The sequence below is a fragment of the Neomicrococcus lactis genome, assembly GCF_014200305.1.
GTDB classification, from domain to species: Bacteria; Actinomycetota; Actinomycetes; order Actinomycetales; family Micrococcaceae; genus Neomicrococcus; species Neomicrococcus lactis.
Map to the genome: position 1 here is coordinate 1,310,923 of NZ_JACHBL010000001.1, position 25,102 is coordinate 1,336,024.

At 59.5% G+C, this 25,102-nt stretch carries 26 protein-coding genes; 13 read left to right on the plus strand and 13 right to left on the minus strand.

The window, feature by feature from the left end:
* The first annotated feature begins 55 nt into the window (after positions 1 to 55).
* The 10 genes from paaA (at position 56) to BKA12_RS06020 (ending at position 9,480) form a co-directional block, all read left to right on the plus strand.
* Entirely contained in the window at positions 56 to 1,060 is a 1,005-nt protein-coding gene (paaA, locus tag BKA12_RS05975) for a 1,2-phenylacetyl-CoA epoxidase subunit PaaA (protein WP_183641467.1), read from the plus strand.
* A gap of 6 nt (positions 1,061 to 1,066) precedes the next feature.
* A complete protein-coding gene (paaB, locus tag BKA12_RS05980) occupies positions 1,067 to 1,366 on the plus strand; it encodes a 1,2-phenylacetyl-CoA epoxidase subunit PaaB (protein WP_183641468.1) in 300 nt (99 codons plus the stop codon).
* Positions 1,363 to 2,196: a 1,2-phenylacetyl-CoA epoxidase subunit PaaC gene (gene paaC, locus BKA12_RS05985; protein ID WP_183641470.1), complete on the plus strand. Its 834-nt coding sequence runs from the start codon at positions 1,363 to 1,365 to the stop codon at positions 2,194 to 2,196. The genes paaB and paaC overlap by 4 nt, the downstream gene beginning before the upstream one ends.
* Positions 2,196 to 2,750, plus strand: coding sequence for a 1,2-phenylacetyl-CoA epoxidase subunit PaaD (gene paaD / locus BKA12_RS05990; protein WP_183641472.1), 555 nt, complete (start codon positions 2,196 to 2,198; stop codon positions 2,748 to 2,750). The genes paaC and paaD overlap by 1 nt, the downstream gene beginning before the upstream one ends.
* On the plus strand, positions 2,750 to 3,922 hold the full coding sequence (paaE, locus tag BKA12_RS05995) for a 1,2-phenylacetyl-CoA epoxidase subunit PaaE (protein WP_183641474.1): 1,173 nt from the start codon (positions 2,750 to 2,752) through the stop codon (positions 3,920 to 3,922). The genes paaD and paaE overlap by 1 nt, the downstream gene beginning before the upstream one ends.
* 36 nt (positions 3,923 to 3,958) lie before the next feature.
* Complete coding sequence (locus BKA12_RS06000) at positions 3,959 to 4,729, plus strand: enoyl-CoA hydratase/isomerase family protein (protein WP_183641476.1); 771 nt, start codon at positions 3,959 to 3,961, stop codon at positions 4,727 to 4,729.
* A gap of 273 nt (positions 4,730 to 5,002) precedes the next feature.
* The gene (locus tag BKA12_RS06005; protein WP_183641477.1) at positions 5,003 to 6,412 is read left to right on the plus strand and encodes an MFS transporter; all 1,410 of its coding nucleotides are present in this window, start codon (positions 5,003 to 5,005) and stop codon (positions 6,410 to 6,412) included.
* A 191-nt stretch (positions 6,413 to 6,603) separates the two neighbouring features.
* On the plus strand, positions 6,604 to 7,809 hold the full coding sequence (locus tag BKA12_RS06010) for a thiolase family protein (protein ID WP_183641478.1): 1,206 nt from the start codon (positions 6,604 to 6,606) through the stop codon (positions 7,807 to 7,809).
* Positions 7,810 to 7,813: 4 nt separating this feature from the next.
* Positions 7,814 to 8,623, plus strand: a complete 810-nt coding sequence (locus BKA12_RS06015) for an enoyl-CoA hydratase/isomerase family protein (protein WP_183641479.1) — start codon at positions 7,814 to 7,816, stop codon at positions 8,621 to 8,623.
* A complete protein-coding gene (locus BKA12_RS06020; protein ID WP_338087443.1) occupies positions 8,620 to 9,480 on the plus strand; it encodes a 3-hydroxyacyl-CoA dehydrogenase family protein in 861 nt (286 codons plus the stop codon). Before BKA12_RS06015 ends, BKA12_RS06020 begins: the two co-directional genes overlap by 4 nt.
* A 63-nt stretch (positions 9,481 to 9,543) precedes the next feature.
* On the opposite strand, the gene BKA12_RS06025 is transcribed toward BKA12_RS06020, so the two are convergent.
* Complete coding sequence (locus BKA12_RS06025; RefSeq protein ID WP_183641480.1) at positions 9,544 to 9,975, minus strand: hotdog fold thioesterase; 432 nt, start codon at positions 9,973 to 9,975, stop codon at positions 9,544 to 9,546.
* Positions 9,976 to 10,071: 96 nt separating this feature from the next.
* On the opposite strand from BKA12_RS06025, the gene paaZ reads away from it, so the two are divergent.
* Positions 10,072 to 12,219: a phenylacetic acid degradation bifunctional protein PaaZ gene (paaZ, locus tag BKA12_RS06030; protein WP_183641481.1), complete on the plus strand. Its 2,148-nt coding sequence runs from the start codon at positions 10,072 to 10,074 to the stop codon at positions 12,217 to 12,219.
* Between the two features lie 145 nt (positions 12,220 to 12,364).
* On the opposite strand, the gene BKA12_RS06035 is transcribed toward paaZ, so the two are convergent.
* From BKA12_RS06035 to BKA12_RS06065, 7 genes are all read right to left on the minus strand, one after another.
* Positions 12,365 to 12,976 (minus strand): TetR/AcrR family transcriptional regulator, encoded by a 612-nt coding sequence (locus BKA12_RS06035; RefSeq protein ID WP_183641482.1) that lies wholly within the window; start codon positions 12,974 to 12,976, stop codon positions 12,365 to 12,367.
* A 205-nt stretch (positions 12,977 to 13,181) separates the two neighbouring features.
* Positions 13,182 to 14,516, minus strand: a complete 1,335-nt coding sequence (gene paaK / locus BKA12_RS06040) for a phenylacetate--CoA ligase PaaK (protein WP_183641484.1) — start codon at positions 14,514 to 14,516, stop codon at positions 13,182 to 13,184.
* Between the two features lie 57 nt (positions 14,517 to 14,573).
* Positions 14,574 to 14,933, minus strand: a complete 360-nt coding sequence (locus BKA12_RS06045) for a hotdog fold thioesterase (RefSeq protein ID WP_183644653.1) — start codon at positions 14,931 to 14,933, stop codon at positions 14,574 to 14,576.
* A gap of 256 nt (positions 14,934 to 15,189) precedes the next feature.
* Positions 15,190 to 15,579 (minus strand): universal stress protein, encoded by a 390-nt coding sequence (locus tag BKA12_RS06050; RefSeq protein ID WP_183641486.1) that lies wholly within the window; start codon positions 15,577 to 15,579, stop codon positions 15,190 to 15,192.
* The gene (locus tag BKA12_RS06055) at positions 15,576 to 17,177 is read right to left on the minus strand and encodes a tripartite tricarboxylate transporter permease (RefSeq protein WP_183641488.1); all 1,602 of its coding nucleotides are present in this window, start codon (positions 17,175 to 17,177) and stop codon (positions 15,576 to 15,578) included. The genes BKA12_RS06050 and BKA12_RS06055 overlap by 4 nt, the downstream gene beginning before the upstream one ends.
* On the minus strand, positions 17,177 to 17,680 hold the full coding sequence (locus tag BKA12_RS06060) for a tripartite tricarboxylate transporter TctB family protein (RefSeq protein ID WP_183641490.1): 504 nt from the start codon (positions 17,678 to 17,680) through the stop codon (positions 17,177 to 17,179). The genes BKA12_RS06055 and BKA12_RS06060 overlap by 1 nt, the downstream gene beginning before the upstream one ends.
* A complete protein-coding gene (locus BKA12_RS06065) occupies positions 17,677 to 18,699 on the minus strand; it encodes a Bug family tripartite tricarboxylate transporter substrate binding protein (protein ID WP_183641492.1) in 1,023 nt (340 codons plus the stop codon). The genes BKA12_RS06060 and BKA12_RS06065 overlap by 4 nt, the downstream gene beginning before the upstream one ends.
* Positions 18,700 to 18,844: 145 nt before the next feature.
* Between BKA12_RS06065 and BKA12_RS06070 the strand changes: the two genes are divergently transcribed.
* Positions 18,845 to 20,566: a sensor histidine kinase gene (locus tag BKA12_RS06070; protein WP_183641494.1), complete on the plus strand. Its 1,722-nt coding sequence runs from the start codon at positions 18,845 to 18,847 to the stop codon at positions 20,564 to 20,566.
* Positions 20,567 to 20,568: 2 nt separating this feature from the next.
* Positions 20,569 to 21,234, plus strand: coding sequence for a response regulator (locus tag BKA12_RS06075; RefSeq protein ID WP_183641495.1), 666 nt, complete (start codon positions 20,569 to 20,571; stop codon positions 21,232 to 21,234).
* Positions 21,235 to 21,463: 229 nt separating this feature from the next.
* Here BKA12_RS06075 and BKA12_RS12685 read toward each other — a convergent pair whose 3' ends face one another.
* The 5 genes from BKA12_RS12685 to BKA12_RS06100 form a co-directional block, all read right to left on the minus strand.
* A complete protein-coding gene (locus tag BKA12_RS12685; protein ID WP_183641497.1) occupies positions 21,464 to 21,634 on the minus strand; it encodes a DUF2332 family protein in 171 nt (56 codons plus the stop codon).
* Positions 21,634 to 21,861: a hypothetical protein gene (locus tag BKA12_RS06085; RefSeq protein ID WP_183641500.1), complete on the minus strand. Its 228-nt coding sequence runs from the start codon at positions 21,859 to 21,861 to the stop codon at positions 21,634 to 21,636. The genes BKA12_RS12685 and BKA12_RS06085 overlap by 1 nt, the downstream gene beginning before the upstream one ends.
* 117 nt (positions 21,862 to 21,978) lie before the next feature.
* A complete protein-coding gene (locus BKA12_RS06090; RefSeq protein ID WP_183641502.1) occupies positions 21,979 to 22,254 on the minus strand; it encodes a hypothetical protein in 276 nt (91 codons plus the stop codon).
* Between the two features lie 149 nt (positions 22,255 to 22,403).
* Entirely contained in the window at positions 22,404 to 24,113 is a 1,710-nt protein-coding gene (locus BKA12_RS06095) for a cytochrome b/b6 domain-containing protein (protein WP_183641504.1), read from the minus strand.
* Positions 24,114 to 24,117: 4 nt separating this feature from the next.
* Positions 24,118 to 25,095 carry an FAD-binding protein gene (locus BKA12_RS06100; protein ID WP_183641506.1) on the minus strand — a complete coding sequence of 326 codons (978 nt, stop codon included), beginning with the start codon at positions 25,093 to 25,095 and terminating at the stop codon, positions 24,118 to 24,120.
* Positions 25,096 to 25,102: the final 7 nt, after the last annotated feature.

A 25,102-nucleotide genomic window follows, 5' to 3' on the forward strand; every position in this document is an offset into this window, starting at 1 on the left:
GGTCGGTAATTATTGGAACGCTTGAGTTCCCCCGTCAAACATCTGTGAGGAAACCATGGCTGCACACCACGAATCAGGCGCTGACCTCAGCGCTGTCCTTTCCCCGGAAGATCTTGCCGGGCAAGCGAACTTTGATCGCATCATCAGCGAGGACTCACGCATTGAGCCACGCGACTGGATGCCCGCCGCGTACCGCAAGTCGCTCACGCGTCAGGTATCGCAGCACGCACACTCCGAAATCATCGGCATGCAACCAGAGGCCAACTGGATCACTCGAGCACCGTCGCTCAAGCGCAAGGCCATCTTGATGGCCAAGGTTCAGGACGAAGCCGGCCACGGTCTCTACCTCTACTCGGCAGCCGAAACTCTCGGCACCCGCCGCGACGAGCTCAACAACCAGCTCCTCGAAGGCCGCGCGAAGTACTCCTCGATCTTCAACTACCCTGCACGCACGTGGGCTGACATGGGCGCCATCGGCTGGCTCGTGGATGGCGCTGCCATCGCCAACCAGGTCCCACTTTGCCGCGCTTCGTACGGCCCTTACGGCCGCGCGATGGTTCGCATTTGTAAGGAAGAGTCCTTCCACCAGCGTCAGGGCTGGGAGATCTTGTACGAACTCTCCAACGGCACGCCGGAGCAGAAGAAGATGGCGCAAGACGCTGTCAACCGCATGTACGCCCCGGCACTTCAGATGTTCGGCCCACCGGACTCTGACTCCCCTCACTCCCAGCAGTCCATGAAGTGGAACGTCAAGCGTTTCTCCAACGATGAGCTGCGTCAGCGCTTCGTGGACATGATCGTGGTGCAGGCTGAGGCCCTGGGTCTCACCCTTCCCGATCCTGACTTGAAGTGGAACGAAGAACGCGGTCACTACGACTACGGCCAGCTGGACTGGGAGGAATTCTCTTCTGTCATCGCTGGAAATGGCCCTTGCAATACCCAACGTATGCAGCGCCGTCGTACTGCCCATGAAGAAGGCGCCTGGGTCCGCGAAGCTGCGGCCGCCTACGCCGCCAAGACTGCAGCCGCCGCTGCTGCAACTGAATTGATCGGAGCTTAAGACCTCATGACTGAATCACTATCTTCTGCCGAGTGGCCCCTCTGGGAAGTTTTCGTGCGGTCCTCGCGCGGCCTGTCCCACGTGCACGCAGGATCTTTGCACGCACCGGACGCCACCATGGCGTTGCGCAATGCGCGCGATCTGTACACGCGCCGCAACGAAGGCACCTCCTTGTGGGTTGTTCCTTCGGACGCCATCGCAGCCTCTGATCCAGATTCCAAGGGCGGCTTCTTCGAGTCGGCCCAGGGCAAAAGCTACCGCCACGCGGTGTACTACACCAAGAGTGAAGGAGTGAAGCACCTATGAGTTTTGCTTCCCACGATTCCGCTACCAAGCAGTCCGCTGGCGTGGCGATTACCGCTGAAGAAATTGGCGAATCCGGCGCCGTCGCATCTGAAGATGTGGCTAACTACGCACTGTATTTGGGCGACGATGCCCTGATGCTTGCGCAGCGTTTGGGCTGGTGGATTTCTCGCGGCCCTGAGCTCGAAGAAGACATCGCTCTCGGCAACATCGCACTGGATCTCTTGGGCCACGCCCGCTTCTTCCTCACCTACGCTGGCACGGCATGGGGTAAGTCCGAGGACGACCTCGCATACTTCCGCGACGAAGAAGAGTTCCGCTCCGTGCGTCTCGTGGAACAGGAAAACGGCGACTACGGACAGACCATTGCGCGCCAGTTCTTGTTCTCCTTCTACCAGCGTGAGCTTTACTCGCGCTTGGTGAACTCGAAGGATGCCACGCTCGCCGCAATTGCCGACAAGGCACTCAAGGAAGTCCAGTACCACCAGGACCACGCGTACCAGTGGGTGCTTCGTTTTGGCATGGGCACGGAAGAGTCCATGCGCCGCATCAAGGAAGGCCTCTACTACATGTGGCCTTACGTTGAGGAACTCTTTAACGATGACGAGCTCACGGTGCGTCTCGCCGAACAGGGCATCGCCGTTTTGCCATCCAGCATGCGCGAGTCCTACATGGAGACCATCACGCGTCTCTTGGGCGAAGCCGACCTCGAAGTTCCTACCGTGCCGTTTGCTCGCGGCGGGGATCGCTCCGGCGAATACTCGGAGCAGCGCGGTCACATCTTGACGGAAATGCAGGTACTTGCGCGCCGCCACCCTGGGGCGAAGTGGTAATGAATACCCCGGCTGTTGATCCCACTTCGGAGCCTGCCGGCGATCCTCAGGGATCGTTGGCGCTCCGTCCCACGGACCCGGCTCACCGGGCCGTGTGGGACATCGCTTCTCATGTTCCCGATCCGGAAGTTCCCGTCCTCACGATTGAGGATTTGGGGATTTTGCGCGGGGCATCTGCAGAGGGTGACACCGCTCGAGTGGTCATTACGCCGACCTACTCCGGTTGCCCTGCCATGGGAACCATTTCGGCTGACGTCACGGCAGCGCTCAAGGCGGCCGGATACCAGGATGTTCAGATTGATTTGGTGCTCCAGCCAGCCTGGACCACGGACTGGATGACGGAATCTGGAAAGCAGAAGCTCGAAGAGTACGGCATCGCCCCACCCACCGGACACAGTGCTGTTTCCCGCGTGGGCGTTGGCCTTTCGGTGAAGTGCCCTCGTTGTCACTCCCGCAACACAAAAGAAATGACTCGCTTCGGTTCCACCGCGTGCAAGGCGCTTTACCAGTGCCTGGACTGCCTCGAACCGTTTGATTACTTCAAGGTGCACTAATGACTGAAACCACCACGGCTACTGCTTCTACGTCGAAGCGCCGCGCCTCTTTCAACACGCTCACGGTCTCCGAAGTGCGCAAGCTGACCACGGACGCCATTGAGGTCACGTTCGCGATCCCCGAAGAACTCGCAGATGACTACGATTACGCGCCAGGCCAGTACGTTGCTCTCCGCACCGAACTGAACGGCCACGAAGTGCGCCGCTCTTACTCGATCTGTGCGGAGCCTGTTCGCGGTCAGATCAAGGTGGCTATCAAGCGCGACGTCGGCGGCCTGTTCTCCAACTGGGCCAATGACAACCTCGCAGCCGGTGCCACCCTCGACGTCATGAACCCGCAGGGCGCGTTCACCTCCCGCTCCCACATCACTTCTCTCAACGACGCTGAGAAGCTTGCGGCTGAAGAGGTGGAGAAGAAGCAGAACATTCACTTGGTGGCATTCGCTGCTGGTTCCGGCATCACGCCAATCATGGCGATCGCCCGGGCAGTCCTAAAGGCCTCCCCCGTGTCCTCCTTCGACTTGGTGTACGCCAACCGTTCCGCAATGGACGTGATGTTCGTTGAAGAACTCGGCGACCTCAAGGACAAGTACCCGTCCCGCCTCGCAGTGCACCACGTGCTCTCTCGCGAACAGCGCGTCTCCCCCATCATGTCCGGCCGCATTGACCAGGAAAAGCTGGATCAGATCCTCGATGAGGTCATCCAGGTCAACAAGACGGACGAATGGTTCTTGTGTGGTCCGTTCGAGCTCGTGCAGATGTGCCGCGATACCCTCGCAGCCCGCGGCATTCCCGAGGACAGCATCCGCTTTGAGCTCTTCACCACCGGCCGGCCGGAAAACCCAGAAGGCCAGCAGGGCCGCGTAGTTGAGGTGGATCCAGCGGGAGAGAACTTCGAAATTGAGTTCACCCTCGATGGCCTCTCCGCGAGCGTGAAGTCGCCAAAGAATGCCCGCGAGACCGTCCTCAACGCCGCATTGCGCGTCCGCCCGGATGTGCCATTCGCATGTGCTGGCGGCGTCTGCGGAACGTGCCGCGCAAAGGTGGTTTCCGGCGACTTCGTGATGGAAGAGAACTACGCGCTCGAGAAGGAAGAGGTCGATGCCGGCTACGTCTTGACGTGCCAGACTCGCGCAGCCTCTGACAATCTCGTCGTGAATTTCGACGCCTAATCCCCACGCACACAAGTTCGTAGGTCAAGGAGAATCATGATCGATCTCAAGATCACCGGCGCCGTTGCCGAAGTGGTGCTGAATGCCCCGCAGAAGATGAACGCGCTGGACGAGTCCGCATTGCAGGAACTACATTCCGCGTACGACGACGCCGCTCAAGCAGGCGTGCGGGCTTTGGTGCTGCGCGGCGAGGGCCGGGGATTTTGCGCAGGTCGCGATATTTCCAACGTCATTCCCGCGACGGACGATGCATACGACTACCTCGCCAACAAGGTCACTCCCCTGTTGAAGAAGATGGCTGCGTTCCCAGCGCCGACTTTCGCAGCAGTTCAGGGCGCCTGCTTGGGCGTGGGACTGGGCCTGGCTATCGCCACGGACGTCGTGTACGTCGGCGAAAAAGCGAAAATCGGTTCTCCTTTTGCGAACCTCGGCGCCACGCTGGATTCCGGTGGACATGCATTGTTCACCGAACGCTTGGGAGCTCACCGCACGCTGGACTTGATCTACACCGCTGAGCTCATGAGCGGCGCCGACGCTGTCCGTGCCGGCCTTTTCAGCCGGGCGATTCCAGATGAAGAGCTGCTCGAATTCACCCTTGCGAAGGCACATGCCGTTTCCGAAGGTGCCACGAAAGCGTTCCTTGCCTCGCGTCAGCTCGTCGCTGAGATTCGCGATCAGCGCTTGGGGCTGTGGGAATCCATGGAGAACGAGAACCGCGTTCAAGGTGAATTGTGCAGTTCGAGCGACTACTCGGAGGGCTTTGCCGCCTTCCAAGAAAAGCGAAAGCCGAACTTTTCAGGGAACTGAAGCGGCGTCGTCGTCCTCTAAATATCGAAAATAACCCCGGAATCCCGCAAGATTTCCGAGGTTATTGCTACGCCTACAGCCCCAGCAATACGGCGTAAAAATTTCTCAAGAAATTCCCAGTCTTAACGTGACACGGCTCACCTAAGCGGCTACTATTTTATTTATTGACCGAACGGTCAGTTGACAAACATATCCCTCAGGATCGCCGGTCACCACGCAAGGTCCGCACCGCAGCCCCTTGCTACTACGCCGATCCGCGGCCATGGAGATGCCATGACTACTCACTACCCCACCGCTCCCGCGGAGCCAGCTCGTCGCGTGACGCGCGAAGAGCGTCGCGTTCTCGCCGGCACCCTCGTGGGCACGACCATCGAATGGTACGACTTCTTCATCTACGCACAGGCAGCAGCGTTCGTCTTGACGCCACTGTTTTTCGCCCCTATCGCTTCTCAGAACCCCGGACTTGCTCAAGTGTTCTCCTGGGCATCGCTGGGTATTAGCTTCCTCTTCCGTCCACTCGGCGCCATCATCGCAGGCCACCTTGGCGACAAGTTTGGCCGCAAGATGGTTCTCGTTTTGACGCTGTTCGGCATGGGCGCGGCGACGGTCCTCATTGGCCTCTTGCCGACCTACGCCCAAATCGGCGTTGGTGCACCGATCCTCTTGGTGCTCTTGCGCATCCTCCAGGGCTTCTCCGCCGGCGGTGAATGGGGCGGCGCTGCCCTCATGGCCGTGGAGCACGCACCTCGCAACAAGCGCGGCCTCTTCGGTTCCTACCCTCAGATTGGCGTGCCGATCGGCATGATCTTGGCGACGCTCTTCATGTTCGCCGTAACCAACCTGACCACCAAGGAACAGTTCTTGGCTTGGGGATGGCGTATTCCATTCCTCTCATCCGTCGTCTTGATCCTGGTGGGCTACTGGATCCGCAAGGCCGTTGAAGAGTCCCCAGTCTTCAAGGAAATGCAACTTCGCAAGAAGGAGTCTTCCGCTCCTTTGAGCCAGCTCTTCAAGGGCAACACCAAGGAAGTTGTTCTTGCCGCTCTGATCTTCGCCGCCAACAACGCCGCTGGCTACTTGGTGATTGCATTCTTCGCGTCCTATGGCGTGAAGACCCTGCACATGCAGCAGTCCACGACTCTCGTCGCATCCCTCGTCGGCGGCTTCGGCTGGCTGGTCTTCACCATGCTGGGTGGCTGGATATCGGACAAGATTGGTCGCGTCCGCACCTTCCAGATTGGCTACGCGATCATCATCCTTTGGGCCATCCCTATGTGGTTCCTGCTTGATACCGCATCCTTGCCGCTGTTCACGCTCGCAATCTTGATCCTGACGATGGGCCTTGGCCCGTCCTACGGCCCACAGTCCGCTCTGTACGCAGAAATGTTCCCGGCACGCATCCGCTACTCCGGCGTTTCGATCGGCTACGCACTCGGCTCCATCATCGGTGGCGCATTTGCTCCAATGATCGCCGAAATGTTGCTCGGCGGCACCGGAAAGTCGTGGACCATCGGCGTCTACATCGCAGCCCTTGCTCTGGTCTCCTTCATCGCCGTCTCCATGGTTCCGAAGTCCCTCCAGGAATCGGATCTACACGTGGAAGAAGTGCACGAAGAGTTCTTGGCAGCTCACCCTGAGGTTGAAATTCCAGCCACCGTGGCTGAGAAGCTCAACCACAAGTAGTTTCTTCGCAGTACCTAGGTGGCCGTCGACTCCATTCGTGGAGCGACGGCCACTTCTATATGCATCGATCCCCCGAAGCCGCCTTTTATGACACCCGCTCTTCGGGCAATTGACGGCCGCTATTGACCCACTCGGCAGATCGTGTCAAAGTAAAGTGAACGATCGGTCGGTAATTATATTTGAGGAGCCTCATGACTCAGCCCCAAGCATTCCTTGTCGGCGGAAATCGCACACCTGTAGGACGCTACGGCGGAGCACTCTCCAGCGTTCGTCCCGATGACTTAGCAGCACTTGTGGTCAAGCACGTCGTGACCTCCGCAGGCATTGACCCCGCCGATGTTGACGAGGTCATTTTGGGCAACGCCAACGGCGCCGGCGAAGAGAACCGCAACGTGGCCCGCATGGCTTGGTTGTTGGCAGGTTTCCCTGACACGGTTCCAGGCATCACAGTCAACCGTTTGTGCGCTTCCGGAATGAGCGCCATCACCATGGCTTCCCACATGATCAAGTCCGGCGCTGCTGACATCGTTGTGGCTGGCGGCGTCGAGTCCATGTCCCGCGCTCCGTGGGTCATGGAAAAGCCCAGCACGCCATTCGCAAAGCCCGGCCAGGTCTTCGACACCTCCATTGGTTGGCGCTTCACGAACCCCGTCTTCGCCGCACAGGACAAGATGACCTTCTCGATGCCAGAAACGGCCGAGGAAGTTGCTCGCGTCGACAACATCACCCGCGAAGAAGCAGATGCGTTCGCCGTCGCTTCCCACGAGAAGTCCCTCGCCGCGATTGCCGCCGGCCGCTTGGCCGAAGAAATCCTTCCCGTCACCGTGACCGGGCGCAAGGGCGCGCAGACGGTGGTGGACACGGACGAAGGACCACGCGAAGGCACCACTCTTGAAGTCCTCAGCAAACTGCGCCCTGTAGTTGCTGGCGGTTCCGTGGTGACTGCCGGAAACTCGTCCACGTTGAATGACGGCGCCTCCGCGGTCCTCGTGGTCTCCGAACGTGCCGCTGAGAAGTACGGATTGAACGTCCGCGCTCGCATCGTCGATGGCACGGCCGCCGGCCTCGCTCCAGAGATCATGGGTCTTGGACCTGTTCCTGCCACCGAGAAGCTCATGGAGCGCACCGGTTGGAATGTCGGCTCGCTTGAAGCAGTAGAGATCAACGAAGCCTTTGCCACGCAGTCGATTGCGTCGATCCGCCGCCTCAACCTTGATCCGTCGATCGTCAATAACGACGGCGGAGCCATCTCCTTGGGACACCCGCTGGGATCCTCAGGTTCTCGATTGGTAGTGACCCTCATGCGCCGCATGGAGCGCGAAGGCGCGCAGCGCGGCCTCGCCACGATGTGCATTGGCGTGGGCCAGGGTGCCGCGATCGCGATCGAGGCGGTCTAAGTCGATGCTGGTTGATTCCTACTCTCACGCATTCGAGGCCCTCGCAATCGAAGAGCGCGAAGATCGCGTCCACGTCTCGCTGAACCGGCCCGTAGTCCGCAACGCGATCGACGCCACCATGGTGGCCGAACTCCACGCCGTATGTGCCTACCTTGAGCGCACACCGAAGATCCTCATCATTTCGGGAACGCCGGCCGACGAAGCCACCGGGCGCAAGGGAATCTTCGCGTCCGGCGCGGACATTGGACAGCTGCGCGAGCGCCGCCGTGAAGACGCCCTCGCCGGCATCAACTCGCAGATCTTTGACCGCATCCACAAGCTCCCGATGCCCGTCATCGCGGCTATCGACGGCTTTGCACTTGGCGGAGGTGCCGAACTCGCGTACGCCGCGGACTTCCGCATCGCCACCGAGAGCGTCAAGCTCGGCCAGCCGGAAACCAACCTCGGCATCATCGCCGCGGCTGGCGCGCTGTGGCGCCTCAAGGAACTCGTGGGTGAACCCGTTGCCCTCGAGCTCGTTCTCGCAGGCCGAATCCTCGACGCTCAAGAAGCCCTCGAGCTCAAGCTCGTGACCGAGATCCACCCAGCGGCAGACCTCGTCAACGCCGCGCATGCACTCGCTGATCGCATCGGAGCACAGGATCCGCTCGCAGTCCGCATCACGAAGCGCGTCTTCCACATGCCACGCGAAGCACACCCCCATGTGGACGAACTCGCTCAAGCGATCCTCTTCGAGTCGCAAGCGAAGTTTGACCGCATGCAAGCATTTTTGGACAAGAACGCCGCTAAGAAAGCGGCTAAGGAGCAACAGTGAACACTTCGGAACCAGTAGTTCCAGCACACGTTGGCGTCTTGGGCGGCGGCCGCATGGGCGGTGGCATCGCGCACGCGTTCCTCACGAAGGGCGCTAGCGTCGTCGTAGTGGAGCGGGACGAGCCCTCTGCAAGCGCCGCGCGCGAACGCATCCAGAAGGATATTCGCGCCTCTCTCGAGCGAGGCAAGATTGAGGGCACGTTTGAAGATTGGGATGCCAAGCTTGCAGTCACCACGTCCTACCAGGACTTCGGCCCGTGCGAGCTCGTGGTTGAGGCCGTTCCTGAAATCTGGGATTTGAAGGTCGAATCACTACAGGCCGTGGAGAAGCAATTGAGCGAGACCGCATGGCTGGCCACGAACACGTCGTCGCTGTCCGTCGATGGCCTGGCCGAGCAGTTGCAGCGCCCCGATCGCTTCGTGGGCCTGCACTTCTTCAACCCGGTTCCAGCCTCGAAGCTCGTGGAAGTTGTCATCTCCAAGGACACGGGCGAGGAGCTGCGCGGACTGAGCGTTGCGTGGGTCAAGGCTCTCGGCAAGACGCCGGTGGTCGTCAACGATGCGCCTGGTTTCGCGTCCTCACGCTTGGGCGTAGCGATTGCGCTTGAGGCCATCCGCATGGTCGAAGAAGGCGTGGCCTCCCCCGCCGACATCGACGCCGCGATGGTTCTGGGCTACAAATTCCCCGTGGGACCGCTCGAGCTTACGGACATCGTGGGCTTGGACGTGCGCCTCGGCATCGCCGAATACCTCGAATCCACGCTCGGCGAACGCTTCGCTCCCCCGCAGCTCATGCGAGACATGGTGGCGCGCGGCGAGTTGGGCCGCAAATCCGGCAAGGGCTTCTATAGCTACTAACGTCGCCGTCCGCGGTGCGGCGGGCTGCCGTGTTCTCTTGAGGACGACGACGCAGCCCTGCCGCTACTTCCGGTCTTTGATGAAGTTGGTAATGCGCACGGTGCACAAACGAATGCCGTTTTCGTGCTCAATGATGACTTCGTGACAGGTCACCGTCCTGCCCAGTGAAATGGGTGTGGCGGTGGCCTTTACCATTCCATCCGTCGACGACTTGTGGTGCGTGGCGCTAATGTCCATGCCGACGGCGACTTTGCCCATCGTGGACGCGTGAATCACCGCGGCCCAGGAACCCACGGCTTCGCCGAGCGCCACCATGGCGCCGCCGTGCAAGAGGCCGAAGGACTGGCGGTTACCCGCGACGGGCATCGTCGCCACCACGCGTTCCACGGACTCTTCAAGAATCTTGACGCCCATCTTTTCATCCAACTCGCCCAAATGTATCCGCCAGAGTTCGGGCGTGAGGCGAGCTGCGTCGTCGTCATTTCTTTGATTCATATCTGCCTCCTAGTGGCTTCACTCACAGCAATACGCTAACCTTGAGTATATTACCGACCGAATGGTCAGGATTTATTTTTCGATGAAGGACGGTCCATGAGCGCCGAGGTTCAGAACCCCCAGACGGCAATGTCGATTCTCCCCAGCTACGTGCAAGGCGCGTGGTGGACGCCGGAAAATCCAGAACGAGTTGTAGAGGTCACGGATGCCTCGACGGGCGCTCTGGTAGCGCGCGTTTCCACCGATGGTCTCGACACTGAAGCCGCCATCAACTACGCCCGCACGGTGGGTCAGGCCGCCTTGGGCGAGCTCACCATCCACGAGCGCGCACTCAAGCTCAAGGAGCTGGCGCAGTACCTCACGGAGCACAAAGACGCGCTCTATGACTTGTCCTTCGCTACCGGTTCCACGCAGCGCGACCACTACATCGACGTAGATGGTGGCATTGGCACGCTCTTCACGTTCTCTTCCAAGGGCCGCCGGGAGCTTCCGAACTCCAACGTGGTCATTGACGGCTCCACCGAAGTCTTGTCCAAGGACGGCTCCTTCATCGGTGAGCACATCTACCGGCGCATGACCGGCGTTGCCGTAGAAATCAACGCATTCAACTTCCCCGTGTGGGGCATGTTGGAGAAGTTCGCTCCTGCATTCGTTGCCGGCATGCCGAGCATCGTGAAGCCAGCGACACCAACCGGCTACGTCACCGAGGCGTGCGTGCGTTTGATGGTGGATTCGGGAATCGTTCCAGAAGGCTCCATCCAGCTCATCTCCGGCTCCGCTCGTGACTTGTTGGATCACCTGGATTACCGCGATCACGTGGCATTCACCGGTTCGGCCGCGACGGCAGAATCCCTGCGCAAGCACCCGAACGTTGTCACGGGCGGCGTGAAGTTCACGGCCGAGACGGACTCGCTCAACGCGGCCATCTTGGGTCCGGACGCTACGACGGAGACCCCTGAATTCGACGCGTTCGTGAAGGCGATCTTCACCGAAATCACGGCCAAGGCTGGCCAGAAATGTACTGCAATTCGCCGCGTGATTGTGCCCCAGGCAATGGTTGAAGATGTGGTTTCTGCGGTGGCGACTCGCGTGACCGAGAAAGTTGTCATTGGCGATCCTCGCACCGAGGGCGTCACGATGGGCGGCTTGGCCTCCAAGGAGCAGCAGTCCGAGGTTCGCAAGGCCGTGCAGCGCCTCATCGACGCGGGCGGCTCCGTGCGCTTGGGCGGACCGGATGCTTCCGTGGGTTCCGCCGACGCCGAAGCTGGCGCGTTTTTCCCTGTCACGATCTTGAGCTTCGAAGAAGCCGACACCCCAGAAGTGCACTTCGTTGAGGCGTTCGGCCCCGTCACCTCCGTGATTGGCTACTCTTCAATCGAGGACGCCATTCGCTTGGCTGCTTTGGGCGGCGGTTCGCTGGTAGCCACCGTTTGCACGAACGACGGCGCCGCTGCCGCAGAGTTCGCTGCCGGCATTGGAGCCCACCATGGTCGCGTTCACTTCTTGAACCGTCAGACGGCGAGGACGTCCACGGGACACGGTTCACCGATGCCTCACTTGATCCACGGCGGCCCTGGCCGCGCTGGTGGCGGCGAAGAACTTGGCGGCGTTCGTGGCATCAAGCACTACATGCAGCGCACTGCCATCCAGGGTTCACCTGACATGCTCACGGCCATCACGGGCGTGTGGCATTCCGGCGCAGCGGCTCAGACGGTCACTCGTGCATCCGTGGATGCGGGCACCGGCGAGCACCCGTTCCGCAAGTCCCTCGAGACGCTTCAGATTGGCGATCAGTTCGCGTCCGAGCTGCGCGAGGTCAAGCTCGAAGACATCTTGAAGTTTGCCGAAGAGACCGGCGATAAGTTCTACGCGCACACGGACGAAGAGGCCGCCATGGCCAACCCATTCTTCCCACGCCGCGTGGCCCACGGCTACTTGTTGGTGTCTTGGGCAGCTGGCCTGTTCGTGGACGCCGCTCCAGGTCCCGTGCTGGCCAACTACGGTCTTGAGAACCTGCGCTTCATCACGCCGGTTACCTACGACGATTCCATCCGCGTCACCTTGACCGCCAAGAAGATCACTCCGCGCGTCACGGACGAATACGGAGAGGTCGCCTGGGACTGCGTCATTCACAACCAGAATGACGAGCTCGTGGCCAGCTACGACGTCCTGACGCTCGTTGCCAAAGTGTGGCCAATGCCAACTATCGCCGAAGACGCAGCCAAGGCCGAGCTACAGGCTTAAGACGGAAACACTAGGACTGCATCAAGACTGACGTAGTTCCAGAAAGACGTGTGGCGCCCCGATTCGTCGGGACGCCACACGTCTTTTGAGTTTTAGAGGTATCAGTTGCCGAACGGCAACGGACACTTCACGGCAACGGACTCTTCTACGCCTTGAGACCGTTGAAGGTCATGTTGACGATGCTGTTCTGCACGTCCTCCACCGAGTAGCCGCCGTTAGGGCGGTACCAGTCAACGAGTGAGTTGATCATGCCGAGGATCAAACGAGCGCCGGCGCGGTTGTCGATTTCGGAGCGCACGGCTCCGGATGCTTGAGCCTGCTCCACAATTTGTGCAAAGGTCCGCGTAAGTTCACGACGGCGCACTAGCGCGCGTTCTTCAACTTCCGAGTTGCCGCGCAAGCGAAGCAGCAGCGTGACGGACGGAAGCTGCTTGATGAGGGCATCGACCGTGCCACGGATAGCGCGTTCGAGGTGCTCTCCCCCATCGCCTTCTGAATTCAGCGTCTCTTCCAGCACCAATTCAAGGGAGTCCAGGGCGCGGTCCAGCGCTTGCTCGAGGATCTCTTCCTTCGAGTTCACGTGGTGGTAGATCGCGGACTTGGAGATCCCGAGTGCCTCTGAGAGTGCTTCCATGGAGGTCGCTTCGTAGCCGCGCTCGTTGAACACCTTGACGCAGATGCTCAGAAGCGTTTCCCGGTCATAGCCGGGGCGTCCGCGGCGCGGGGCGGTCTTCTTCGTATCGCTAGTCGAGGTCACAATCTTTTCCTTATACGGACTACGGACATTCCTAGTGGACAACGTCCAGGCTAGAAAGTCTTGAGGTTCGAGAGGGGGGGGCCGGCCCTGAAAGCGGCCTCATCGATAATACAGTGATGCCGAGCCGGGGCTCCTCATACTTTTCGCATGAAGTCCGCGACTCGGCATCCTCTGACTCAGGAGGGTCTCATCGACCCATTCCTACTTACTTATCCCGCATGTCGTAGATGCGGCGAAGCTTTCCGGAAGAACGCTCGAGAGATCCCGGCTCACAAATCTTGATGGTGGCGCTAGAACCAATCTTGGTCTTGATCTCCTTGAGCAAGACCTTGCCGCCTTCTTCAGCATCCTCGAAGCTGTACTCTTCGCGGCGCTCGATGTTGATGGTCATCTGGTCCATGCGAGCTGGACGGGTGATTTCCAAAGTGAAGTGCGGCGACAAGGACGGCACCTGAAGCGCCAATTCCTCAATCTGAGATGGGAACAAGTTCACGCCGCGAAGGATGATCATGTCATCCGAACGTCCCGTGATGCGGCCCATGCGACGGTGGCCCGGACGCGAAGTACCGGGCAACAAACGAGTGAGGTCGTGCGTGCGGTAGCGGATGATCGGCAGTGCTTCCTTCGTCAACGACGTGAAGACCAGTTCGCCGGGGTGACCGGTTGGCAGGACCTCATCCGTGAACGGGTCGATGATCTCCGGACGGAAGTGATCTTCCCAAATGTGAGATCCGTCCTTCGTCTCAGCGGATTCGCCAGCAACGCCTGGGCCCATGACTTCGGAGAGACCGTAGATATCGCACGCGGTGATGTTGAAGGTCTGCTCGATCTCGCGACGCATCTCGTCGGTCCACGGCTCGGCACCGAGCACGGCGTACTTCAAAGAGGTCTTGCGCGGATCTAAGCCTTGCTTGCGGAAACCGTCAGCGATGGTCAGCAAGTAAGTTGGCGTAGACAAGATGGCCTGAGGCTCGAAGTCCTGAATCATCTGGACCTGCTTCTCCGTCTGACCACCGGACATCGGGATGACGGCGCAGCCCAGACGCTCAGCTCCGTAGTGCGCTCCGAGTCCACCCGTGAACAAGCCGTAGCCATACGCGTTGTGGACCTTGTCGCCGGGGCGAATTCCGGAGGCGCGGAAACAGCGGGCCACAAGAGTTGCCCACGTCTTCAGGTCATTCTCGGTGTAAGCAACCACGGTTGGCTGGCCGGTAGTTCCCGAAGACGCATGAATGCGGCGGATGTCCTTCATGGGCACCGCGAACGCCTTGAACGGGTAGTTCTTACGCAGGAATTCTTTGTCCGTGTAAGGGAACAGCTTGAGGTCTTCGAGCGCCTTGAAGTCGTTCGGGTGCACGCCATGAGAGTCATAGAGCTCGCGGTACGCAGGAACGTTTTCGTAAGCGTGGTGCAGCGTCCAGCGCAGTCGTTCGAACTGCAGTTCCTCAATCTGCTCACGCGTCATGAGCTCTTCAGGATCCGGTTGCGAAGGATCCTCGGAAAAGAGTGCTGGGGAGTAAGGGTTGGCCACAGTGGTCATGAGGTTGTCCTTTGAAGCTGGCAATGAATGCAATAGGTGGAAGAAAAGTGCGCAGTTTTAGGCTTTAGGCGCGGGGATGGTGCGTGATCGTCCTCGGAATTCGGCAACAACCTTGTCACCGGAAAACACCTGAATGTCGTAGAGGCCGCTTCGCCCCTGCTGGGCTCGAACGGTTCCTACCGCGCGTAGCTCTTGACCTTCGTAGGTGGGAGCAATGAAGTTCACGTCAACGCCAGAGGCCACGGTCACCGTGGTGCCGTCGCCTTCGGGATCGTTGCAAGCGAGCGCAAAGCACGTGTCCGCAAACGCGAAAATCATGCCGCCGTGAGCGATTCCGAAACCGTTGAGCATCTCTTGCTTGAGCGTCATACGAATTTCCGCACGCCCATATTCGACGTAATCAACTTTGATCCCCATCCACTCAGAGGTGTAGTCATCCTTGAGGATGGGATGCGCAAAATCCTGCACAGTATCTCCGCTCTTTTTTATACCGAACGATCATTTGGTAATTCTACGGTGTGACGGACGTCAAGTCCATCCATCTTTCAAAGGCGGGCATTAAATGACGACGCCGCAGCTCACCACTTCTCCCCTCCTCGCGGACACTTGGGGGAAATGTCCGAAAGGAAAAGGAAGAAGGTGAGCTGCGGCGTCGTACTTTTGAGCGGGTTCTTTACGCCTTGACGGCCAGAACCGGGCTTTCGGCCTGGAGCAAAATGCGCTGCGCGGTTGAGCCCATGATCAGCTTGCCGACCGGAGAGCGCTTGCGCAGACCGATCACGATGAGCGATGCGTTCCGGCGGGCGGCGAGCTCAATGATCTCGTCGGCAGGATCGTGTCCGCGCATCGGCTGCAAGATCTCGTGATCAACGCCAGCTTCCTGGAGACGCTGTTCAACGTTCGCGAGCTCTTCTTCTTGAGCAAAGCGTGCGTCCACGAGGCGGTCGCCACGAGTGGTATTGAGCACCAAGAGCTTGTCGCCCGTGAGCTTCGCGTGACGAATGGCTGCCTCGAATGCGGCCTCGCCTTCGTCAGTGGAAATGTAGCCAACCACGATGGTCATCGGTTGTCCTCCTCAGGAGTGTTAGAACCAGCTGGGGAAACGTGCGTCTCCTCTGCCGTGACGGATCCATCCCCAGGAACTTCGCCAGCAGCGACAGCTGCGAGCGCGCTCTGCGGACGTGCCTTGCGGTACGCCTTGATGAGGAACGGAGCAATAAGGACCAGCACGATGATGATGTAGCAGATGATTGCTACTGGCTCATTGAACAAGCCAGCCACATCGCCAGAGCTGAGCATGAGCGACTTGCGCAACTGCTCTTCGGCACGAGGGCCAAGGATGACACCGATGATCAACGGCAGAACCGGAAGACCAAAGCGTCGCATCATGAAGCCAAGCGCACCCAAGACAATCAAGATGATCAAGTCGAAGGTCTGCAAGTTCACGGCGTAGGCGCCGAGCGTTGCGAAGAACAAGATGCCTGCGTACAAGTACGGGCGAGGAATCTGGAGCAAGCGAGCCCACATTGGAGCCAGCGGCAAGTTCACGAGCAAGAGCAGCGTGTTACCGATGAACAACGAGGCGATCAGAGCCCAGATCAGATCTGGTTCCTTTTCGAAGAGCAACGGACCAGGCTGGATGCCGAACTGCACGAAAGCTGCGAGCATCACGGCGGCCGTAGCGTTTGTGGGCAAGCCAAGTGCGAGCATAGGCGTTAGGGTGCCGGCTGCAGCTGCGTTGTTTGCAGCTTCTGGACCAGCAACACCTTCAATGGCGCCGTGACCGAATTCTTCAGGGTGCTTCGAGAGCTTCTTTTCCGTGATGTAGGAAAGGAACGTTGGGATTTCAGCGCCACCTGCAGGCAGGGCACCGAAGGGGAAACCGTAAGCGGTACCGCGAAGCCATGGCTTCCACGAACGCTTCCAGTCTTCCTTGCCCATCCAAGGACGACCCACAGGGATGGTCTTGAGCGGGGTGCGGCGCAAGTGAGCGGCAATCCAAAGTGCTTCACCGATGGCGAAGATCGCCACTGCGACCACCACGATGTCCATGCCGTCGTTCAAGAGCGGAATGTCGAAGACCAAACGCTGCTGGCCAGTCACCTTGTCGATACCGATGAGGCCGATAGCCAGACCGAGTGCCAGCGAGGCGAAGCCGCGGATCTTGGAGGAACCAAGCACTGCGGTCACTGCAACGAGGGCCAACATCATGATGGCGAGGTAGCTCGGCGAGCCGAGGCTCACGGCGAACTGCACCACGAGCGGCGCAAAGGCCACCAAGAGTGCGGTACCGATGGTGCCGGCGACGAACGAGCCGATAGCGGCGGTGGCGAGCGCTTGAGCAGCGCGGCCAGCCTTCGCCATCTTGTGGCCTTCGAGGGCGGTAATAACCGTTGCTGATTCACCAGGGGTATTCAGCAAAATGGAGGTTGTTGACCCGCCGTACATGCCGCCGTAGTAAATACCGGCAAACATAATGAACGCACTCGTGGGCTCCATCGCGTAGGTGATGGGAAGCAACAGTGCGATAGACATTGCCGGGCCGATGCCTGGCAACACACCAACAGCCGTACCGAGCAAAACGCCGATAACAGCAAACAACAAGTTCATGGGGGTCAGCGCGGTGGCGAACCCGTCCATCAATAGTCCCCAGGTATCCATTAGAGAATTCCTTCCAAGGGGCCGGCCGGGAGCTTAATGCCCAGGCCCAAATAAAAACCGTAGAAAGACGCCAGTGCCAAGACGATCGAAATGATCGCCATGCGAATGTAGCTGCGTCCACCGAGAGCCCATACCGATGCAAAGAACATGATGGCTCCGGAGATCACCCATCCCACTGTGTCAATGATCAAGATGTTCAATACGAAAGCGCCGACGAGAGGAATAAGGGTCTTCCAGTCCGTGCCGCTTTCGAGGTCAACGTCTTCACCGTCTTCTGCTTCGCCGTGTCCGCCGCGCATCACATCGACCGCCAGTAGGACCGCGACCAGCACAAGCATTCCGCCAATAATGAACGGGAAGGTGCGCGGTCCTACTGGATCGGTGTGAGAGAAAGGGGCCGACATTGTGGCCCCGTTCCAGAGAACGACGGCGCCCACGATTAAGAGGAACGCCGCCACTCCCAGCTCGGACCGGCCTTTGAGGCTGGTCGTTGCGTTTGTCATCCCAGGCCCAATTCCTTCAGGACGTCAGCTACGCGCTTGTCCTGATCGGTCAAGAAGGTCTTGAATTCGTCACCGGTGATGAATGCGTCGGTCCAGCCGCGAGTCTTGAGCTCGGCCTTCCACTCATCGGAATCGTGCATCTTGGTGAGTGCGTCGATCCACTTCTTGGAGTCTTCTTCAGAGATACCTGGAGGGGCAACAACGCCGCGCCAGTTGGTGAAGACCAAGTCGATGTTGGATTCCTTCAAGGTTGGGGCGTCGATGCCCTCAAGGCGCGAATCGCCAGAAACGGCCAACACGCGGATGGAACCCTTAGCGATCTGGTCAACGAACTCGCCGGCACCGGAAGCTGCGAAAGCAACCTTGTTGCCGAGGATGGCTGGGAGCAAGTCGCCGCCACCGTCGTAGGATACGTAGTTCACCTTGGTTGCGTCGATGCCAACAGCCTTAGCAAGCTGCATTGGCAACAAGTGGTCCGGTCCACCAGCGGAGGAACCGCCACCTACGGAGATCTTGGAAGGATCCTTCTTCCAAGCTTCTACGAGGTCGGTGATGGTCTTGTATGGGGAATCCTTTGGAACCATGATGGCGCCTGGCTCTTCGATGAGCTTAGCGATCGGGGTGGTTTCCGTAAGCTTGGCTGGGGACTTGTTCGTGTAGGAAGCACCTACAACGCCGAGGCCCATGAGCATGCTGAGGTCGCCATTGGCCTTTTCGTTGACCAAGCGAGCGAGGCCAACAGTTCCGCCTGCGCCTGCAAGGTTGAAGACCTCAACGCTCTTGGCGATGTCAGCGTCTTCCATTGCCTTAGCGGCAACGCGAGCGGTGGTGTCGTAACCGCCACCTGGGGTGTTAGGAACCATGATGCGCAGATCGGTCACAGGACCAGCAGCAGCAGAGGAACCTGAATTGTTTGCGGAGCCCGAAGCGGCTCCACCGCCTGTGACGCCACAGCCGGTGACGGCCAATACCAGCGCCGACGCAACGGCAGCAAGCCGAAGCTTCTTACCAGCGATCATCTGATTTCCTTTCAAGGGAAGTGAGTGAGAACACAAGAAAGCTATCCCGCTTTGTGATTGAGGTCATACTTGCGTTCGCAATGATCGTTTTGGTCATTGTGTAAACGCGATCTATGTCACTAAGTCGCGGTAATCTCAGTAGGCCATGTCTCCCACTTCAGCCCCAGCCAACGAACCGTTTCCCGCTCACCGCGAGCTGCGGCGTCGTCATCCCCGCCATCTCACTCTTGCGAGCCAATTTCTGCTCTTGCAATTGCTGATTGTGGCGGCTGTTGTGGTGGGAACTATGGGTTTTTCATTCGCGCAATCCACCGCAGCCTTCGAGCGGACCGAGAGCCGCCGCGCTCTGGCCGTCGCGGAAACCCTGGCCTCGATGCCTACAGTTCGCGCCTTGATGCCGGATGAAAACGCGCGGCACGGGGCCGCCCTCCCAGCGGTCACGCAATCTACTTCTGGAACTTCTGGTTTTGACTACGTGTTTCTCGCGGACACCGTGGGAAACATCGTGAGCTCTTCCCAGCCCACCCTGCTTGACGACAGACTGCCCGTCCACGAGTGGATTGAAACCATGGGACGCGCGGTCACCGGTCCACTGACCATCGACCATACGGACATCTTGATGGCTCGCGTGCCGATCATGGATGACGGTGGCAAGCTCGTGGGCATCGCGGGGGTCGCGCGTGTGTATCCCACGGTGCTCGAGCGCATTGAGCAGTCTTTGTCCAACGTCATTGTGTACGGCGGGCTGGCGCTCGGCAGCGGTGCGATCGGCTCGCTGCTTCTCTCCAACCGCGTGAAGCGTCAGACCTTCGGCATGGAGCCTCAGGAAATTGCCGAGCTCGCCAACCACCTCGATACCGTGGTCAACGGTGTCAAAGAAGGCATCGTGGCCCTCGATTCCGAACGACGCATCACGCTCATCAATCAGCCGGCCGAAGAGCTCCTCAACCTTCCCGCGCAAGTGATTGGCGAGCGAGTAGAGGACATCGCCCCGAATCCACTGGTAGCGCGTTTGCTCACGTCAGATCAGGAAACGCCGGACCGCCTGGTGATTGTGGGGCAGCGCTTGTTGGCATTCAACCGCAAGATGCTGGTCTCCTTCGGAAAGCCGGTGGGATCCGTCACCACTATCCGCGACCACACCGAATTGGCCACCCTCGAGCGCGAGCTGGGCCTGCAAAGCACCAGCACCGAAATGATGCGCGCTCAGACCCACGAGTTCGCCAACCAGCTACACACCATTTCCGGGCTCATCCAGCTCGAAGAGTATGACGAAGTGGTCAATTTCGTGGACGGCGTGCGCTTGTCCATGACCAAGCTCAACGAGGAAGTCACCTCCACGATTCACGATCCGTCCATCGCGGCTCTCTTGATCGCCAAAGCCAGCATCGCGGCCGAGCGAAACATCGACTTTGACCTCACCGAGGATTCCTCCTTGCCGCGACTGCCTGACGTCATTGCGCGCGAATTCACCACCGTTATTGGCAACCTCATCGACAATGCGATGGACGCAGTGCATGACATGCAGGACCGCCACGTCAGCGTGACCGTCGTGAGCGAAGCCGCCCCGGACGCGGAGAAGGAACAGGTCATTCATCTGACCGTCCGCGACTCCGGAAACGGGGTTTCGGAAGAGCTGATGGACAAGATTTTCATTCAGGGATTCTCTACCAAGGACGACGACGCCGCTCCCCACTCGCAGCGAGGCTTCGGCTTGGCATTGACGAAGCTTATTTGTGAGCGGCAAGGCGGTAGCGTTACGGTACGAAACGGGGGTAACTTACGAACAACGATGTCGCGCGGCCCTGGTGCCGTCTTCGAAGCACATATCCCCTGGAGCCCTTCAAAGATGATTGAGACCCCATAGCCATGATCAAGGTACTAGTAGTCGACGATGACTTCATGGTGGCCAAGGTCAATGCGGGCTTTGTCAAGCAGGTTCCCGGATTTTCCGTCATCGGAGCCACTCATACGGGCGCTGCCGCGCTCGAGGCGGTGCGCAAGTATGAGCCGGACCTGGTGTTGCTGGACATTTATTTGCCCGACATGAGCGGGTTGGAACTCCTGCAGAAGCTGCGCGAAGTGGACCCCGAGCTGGACGTACTGATCATCAGCGCAGCCCGTGAAGCAGATACCGTTCGCAAAGCGTTGCGCGGCGGCATTGTGCACTACCTCATGAAGCCTTTTTCAGCCTCTGACCTGCGCGAACGCTTGGTGCACTACCAAAACACCTACCACCCCTTGTCTCAAGTTTCAGAGACCGCGGATCAGCAAGACATCGACAAGATTTTCGGCTTTGGCGTGCAGGACAAACGCCTGCCCAAGGGCTTTAGTGCAGAAACCCTCGAAAAAGTCATTGAAATTCTCCGATGTTCTGAAGCCAATATCTCCGCGGCCGAAGCGGCGGAAGTCTTGGGAACGTCTCGCGTGAGCGCACGGCGCTACCTCGAGTACCTCAACGAGCAGGGCAAGGTCGAGATCGATCTGCGTTACGGTATGGGCAGACCAGAACGTCGATACGGCTGGAAACCGTAATTCTCTCCGCAAATAGGCCGGCAAAAACTCCTCATTCAGCAGCTACATCGTCCTCCCAGTACCCCACGGGTGTGCTTGAAGCACTGGCTCTCCGTCGCTTGAGAGCACTAAAGCGTAGGCCGGGATGTCCTGCCGTTCTTCGGCGAGACGCCGCTGAATACACCGGAGCACCCTCTGCCATTCGAGGGACTGCCACCGAACCCGGTCTTTCAAAGAGTCCATGAGCGACTCAAACAGTGATGGGTCCGTTGATCTCCGAGTAGAGCAAGTTATGGATGGCACAACGGCCTGCTTCATTGGTCTGCGTCGAGCGAGCGAGAATCACGTCTCGAATCTCGTTCCAACGCGCAGTCAGAAACTCGATGAACGCGGGGCCATCAGCAGTGTCGAGAACCCACATCAGGCATCGGGAGCTGAATCCTCGTCGGAAACGGTCTCGCCGGAGAGAAAGCGTGCAGCTGCAAACACGGGGTTCGGTTGGCGCTCAATCTGTGGAAGCTCTGCGATGCGCTCCTGTGCCTGCGGCGAGTTCACCACCGCCATGAACCAGTCCACAAATACCGGCGCGTTAGTGATCTTACGCTCGGCAAAACGTCGGTAGCTCGAGGCAACATCCTCGAAATCCATGTCCGTAGTCAGACTCTAACCGCGCACGGATCTTTTACCTCGGAAGGCCAAGTTTCGAGACAAAACAACGAACGAAGGAACAGAGCTTCGCCGTCGTTATTGAGAAGACGGAAACCGTCAGGGATTGACGACCTCGTGCCGAAGCAGCACTGGCAGAGACACCGCCACAATGCTCTTGACGGCCTTGCGAATCTCGCTGCGCGTCGCGTTATCAAGGTCATCCCAAGCGCGTGAGAGCTTCATGCCACGCGAATAATTACTGGCAATCTCATCGATCATTTCAGGTGAAATTTCATCCATGAGCACTTGAGGATTCGAGAAGAACGCTTCCTGATCTTGCAGGAGAGCGCCATCAGTCTCGGTATAGGTCAGCGCCTTGATCCCTTGGTTCATGATGTACTCCCATCGAGTGTCAACACAAAGTCCGGGGGAAGAACTTTGGGTGACTCTGTGAACCCCAACACACCTAGCCTATCGGCGCCTTCGCGAGAAATCGTTGGCCATTTGGCTAGAGTTTCGCGAGGAGCGCAGTGCTACAGGGCCTACCGGCTGCTGACCTTTCCAAAGAGACGAGCGATGGGCGCCAGGACCATCGGCCGGGCCGCAAACCAAGCGCCAGCGATCACCACAAGAGACGCCACAAAGATCCAGAATCCCAGCCAATTGCCCGCAAACACCGAAGGATCCGCCGATCCCTGCGCAGCAAACATGTGGTTCAAATTCCGCAGCGCACCGGTCGCGAAGACCAGCGCCACGTGCACCACGATGAACGCCACGAAGTAGATCATGACCGGGAAATGCAGCTTGCGGGCCAGCTCCGCCGGGAACAGCCGGTTGAGCGTCTTGTTCTTCTCCGGCCACACCGTGCTCATCCGGAATCCAGTGAGCACGGAGAGCGGCGCCGCGATAAACACCGTGATGAAGTACGCGAGCAGCTGGAGCCCGTTGTAATTCACCCAACCGTTTTCCGTGGGCCAATCGAGCGAAGCGTATTGCAGCCCTGCGGATAGCGCGTTAGGGAAAACGTCCCAGCTCGTGGGCACAATCTTCATCCACTGCCCCGTCGCAAAAAGGAGAACCACAAAAATCAGGCCGTTCACGAGCCACAACAAGTCCAGCGCTTGATGGAACCAAATGGTCAGGCTGACCTTCTTGGAGCTTCCCTTCGGCGACCAGAACGCGGCCGGTTTTGTCTCCCGCCGCACCTGCAGACCGGAACGAATAATCAGCACCATCAGGAACATGTTGAAGAAGTGCTGCCAGCCCAGCCATGCGGGCACGCCCACGGGAGCGCCTTCCGGCAGCTCCGAGTGACCCGGGTACGTGCGTACAAAGTCCTGCACTGCATCCAGTTGCAGCAGTCCACGAGCGGCCAACACCACCACGAGCGCCAGAATCTCTAGCCCAATGATGACGGTTGCGATGGTGCCAATCCATTGCCGCAACGTGTATGCGCCGTAGCGCTTCGGCTCCGCGCTCTTCGCAGCTGGTTTGGTGGCAGCCGGTTTTGCACCTGGTTTTGCCGTCTGCTGCGGCGGACGGCTCACATTTGAGGACGACGACGCAGCTTGCGTCGCGGAAATCGGCTTAGCCAGTTGCGGTGCTGGTTCTGCGACCTTAGCGGCCGGCTGCTCCGCGATGAACTCAGGTTTAACTGCCGTTGGTTTCGGTGCCTCTGGCACTGCTGCTTCAGGCTTTGAAGCCTCAGGCTCAGCAACGGCCGACGTCATGACAGCTGGCTCCGACTTTGGTTCAGACGATGCCTGGTTTGTTACCGGAGCGGTCGTAGCCGCAGTCGCCGGCGTAGCGGCAGACGCATTGGCGGCCACAGCTGGCGGCCATGGCTCGCCGTTCTTCACGCGCGGAAGGCCGCGCCGCAGTGCAGTCGACACGGCAGCACCGCTCGGCACGGTGGCTGCGGAAGTTGCTGGGGACTCTGCAGACACAGCACCGGCAGGCGCTGATGTGTTCCTTGCCGCTGCCTCAGTAGCTACTGGTGCAATAGGAACTTCAGCTGTGCTTTCGCGCGTTTGAAGAGCGGAGCCATCGAGCGGTGGCCACGCCTCTCCCTCGGCAACCCGAGGCAAACCTTGCCGCAAGGTGGTGTTTGGGAGTGGAGCGGCGGCGTCGTACTCAGAAGGACTTTCCTGAAGCGGAACGTCGGCGAGCGGCGAAACCGAACCGGTGACAACTGGCCACGGTTCGCCGCCTGGCGTGCGCGGGAGGCCGCGACGAATGTTTGGTGTGCTCATGGGGTTACTTCCGGCGCGCGTCGAGGGCTTCGATGAGCGCGGGAACCACCGTGAACACGTCACCCACAATGCCGAAGTCGGCGATCTCGAAGATCGGGGCTTCGGCGTCCTGGTTAATCGCAACAATGGTCTTGGCGGTCTGCATGCCAGCGCGGTGCTGGATAGCGCCAGAAATTCCAAGCGCTACGTAGAGCTGCGGCGAGACCCAAACACCCGTCTGGCCTACCTGCGCAGTGTGCTCGACGTATCCGGCGTCAACCGCGGCGCGCGAAGCACCGACGGCTGCACCTAATGCGTCGGCAAGCTGTTCGGCGAGCTTAAAGCCTTCTTCCGAGCCCAAACCACGGCCGCCAGAAACAACCTTTTGGGCGCCGCGAAGATCGGGGCGCTTGGAGTTTGCCTCAGCCTTCTGAGCACTCTCAACGGTTGCGACGCGGCGCCGGGTGTTCTGGATGGTGAGCTTTTCGATGCTTCCGGCAGCAGCGTTTGCGCGGTCCTCCACCGAGCCCTGACGAATGGTGATGATCGGGGCGCCGAAGGTGACGCTCGAATCCACGAGATAAGTGCCGCCGTACGCCGAGTGATGAGCCAGAATGCCCTGATCATCGCGGGAAACGTTGACGGCATCCGTGATGAGACCGCGGCGCTTGCGGGCAGCAAAACGGCCGGCGACTTCGCGGCTCTCCACCGAATGCGAGACCAGGATGGCCTGTGGGTTTACGAGCTGATCCGCTGCTTCGAGCGCATCCACGAGCGCGTTGGGGTTCTTGATGTCAGCGATGTCAGCTGTGAGAACGTGCTCGGCGCCTTGCTGGCCCAAGTTTGCGGCGGCATCCACTGTTTCCGAAGTGTGCGGGAAGACGGCAACCGGGGTTCCGAGTAGCGAAGCCGCACCGAGAAGCTCCGCCGAAGACTTTGCCGGCTGGCCGTCGAGAGTGGTGTCCACGAGGACAAGGATGGAGTTAGTTGGGAACTCAGTCACGGTGTCC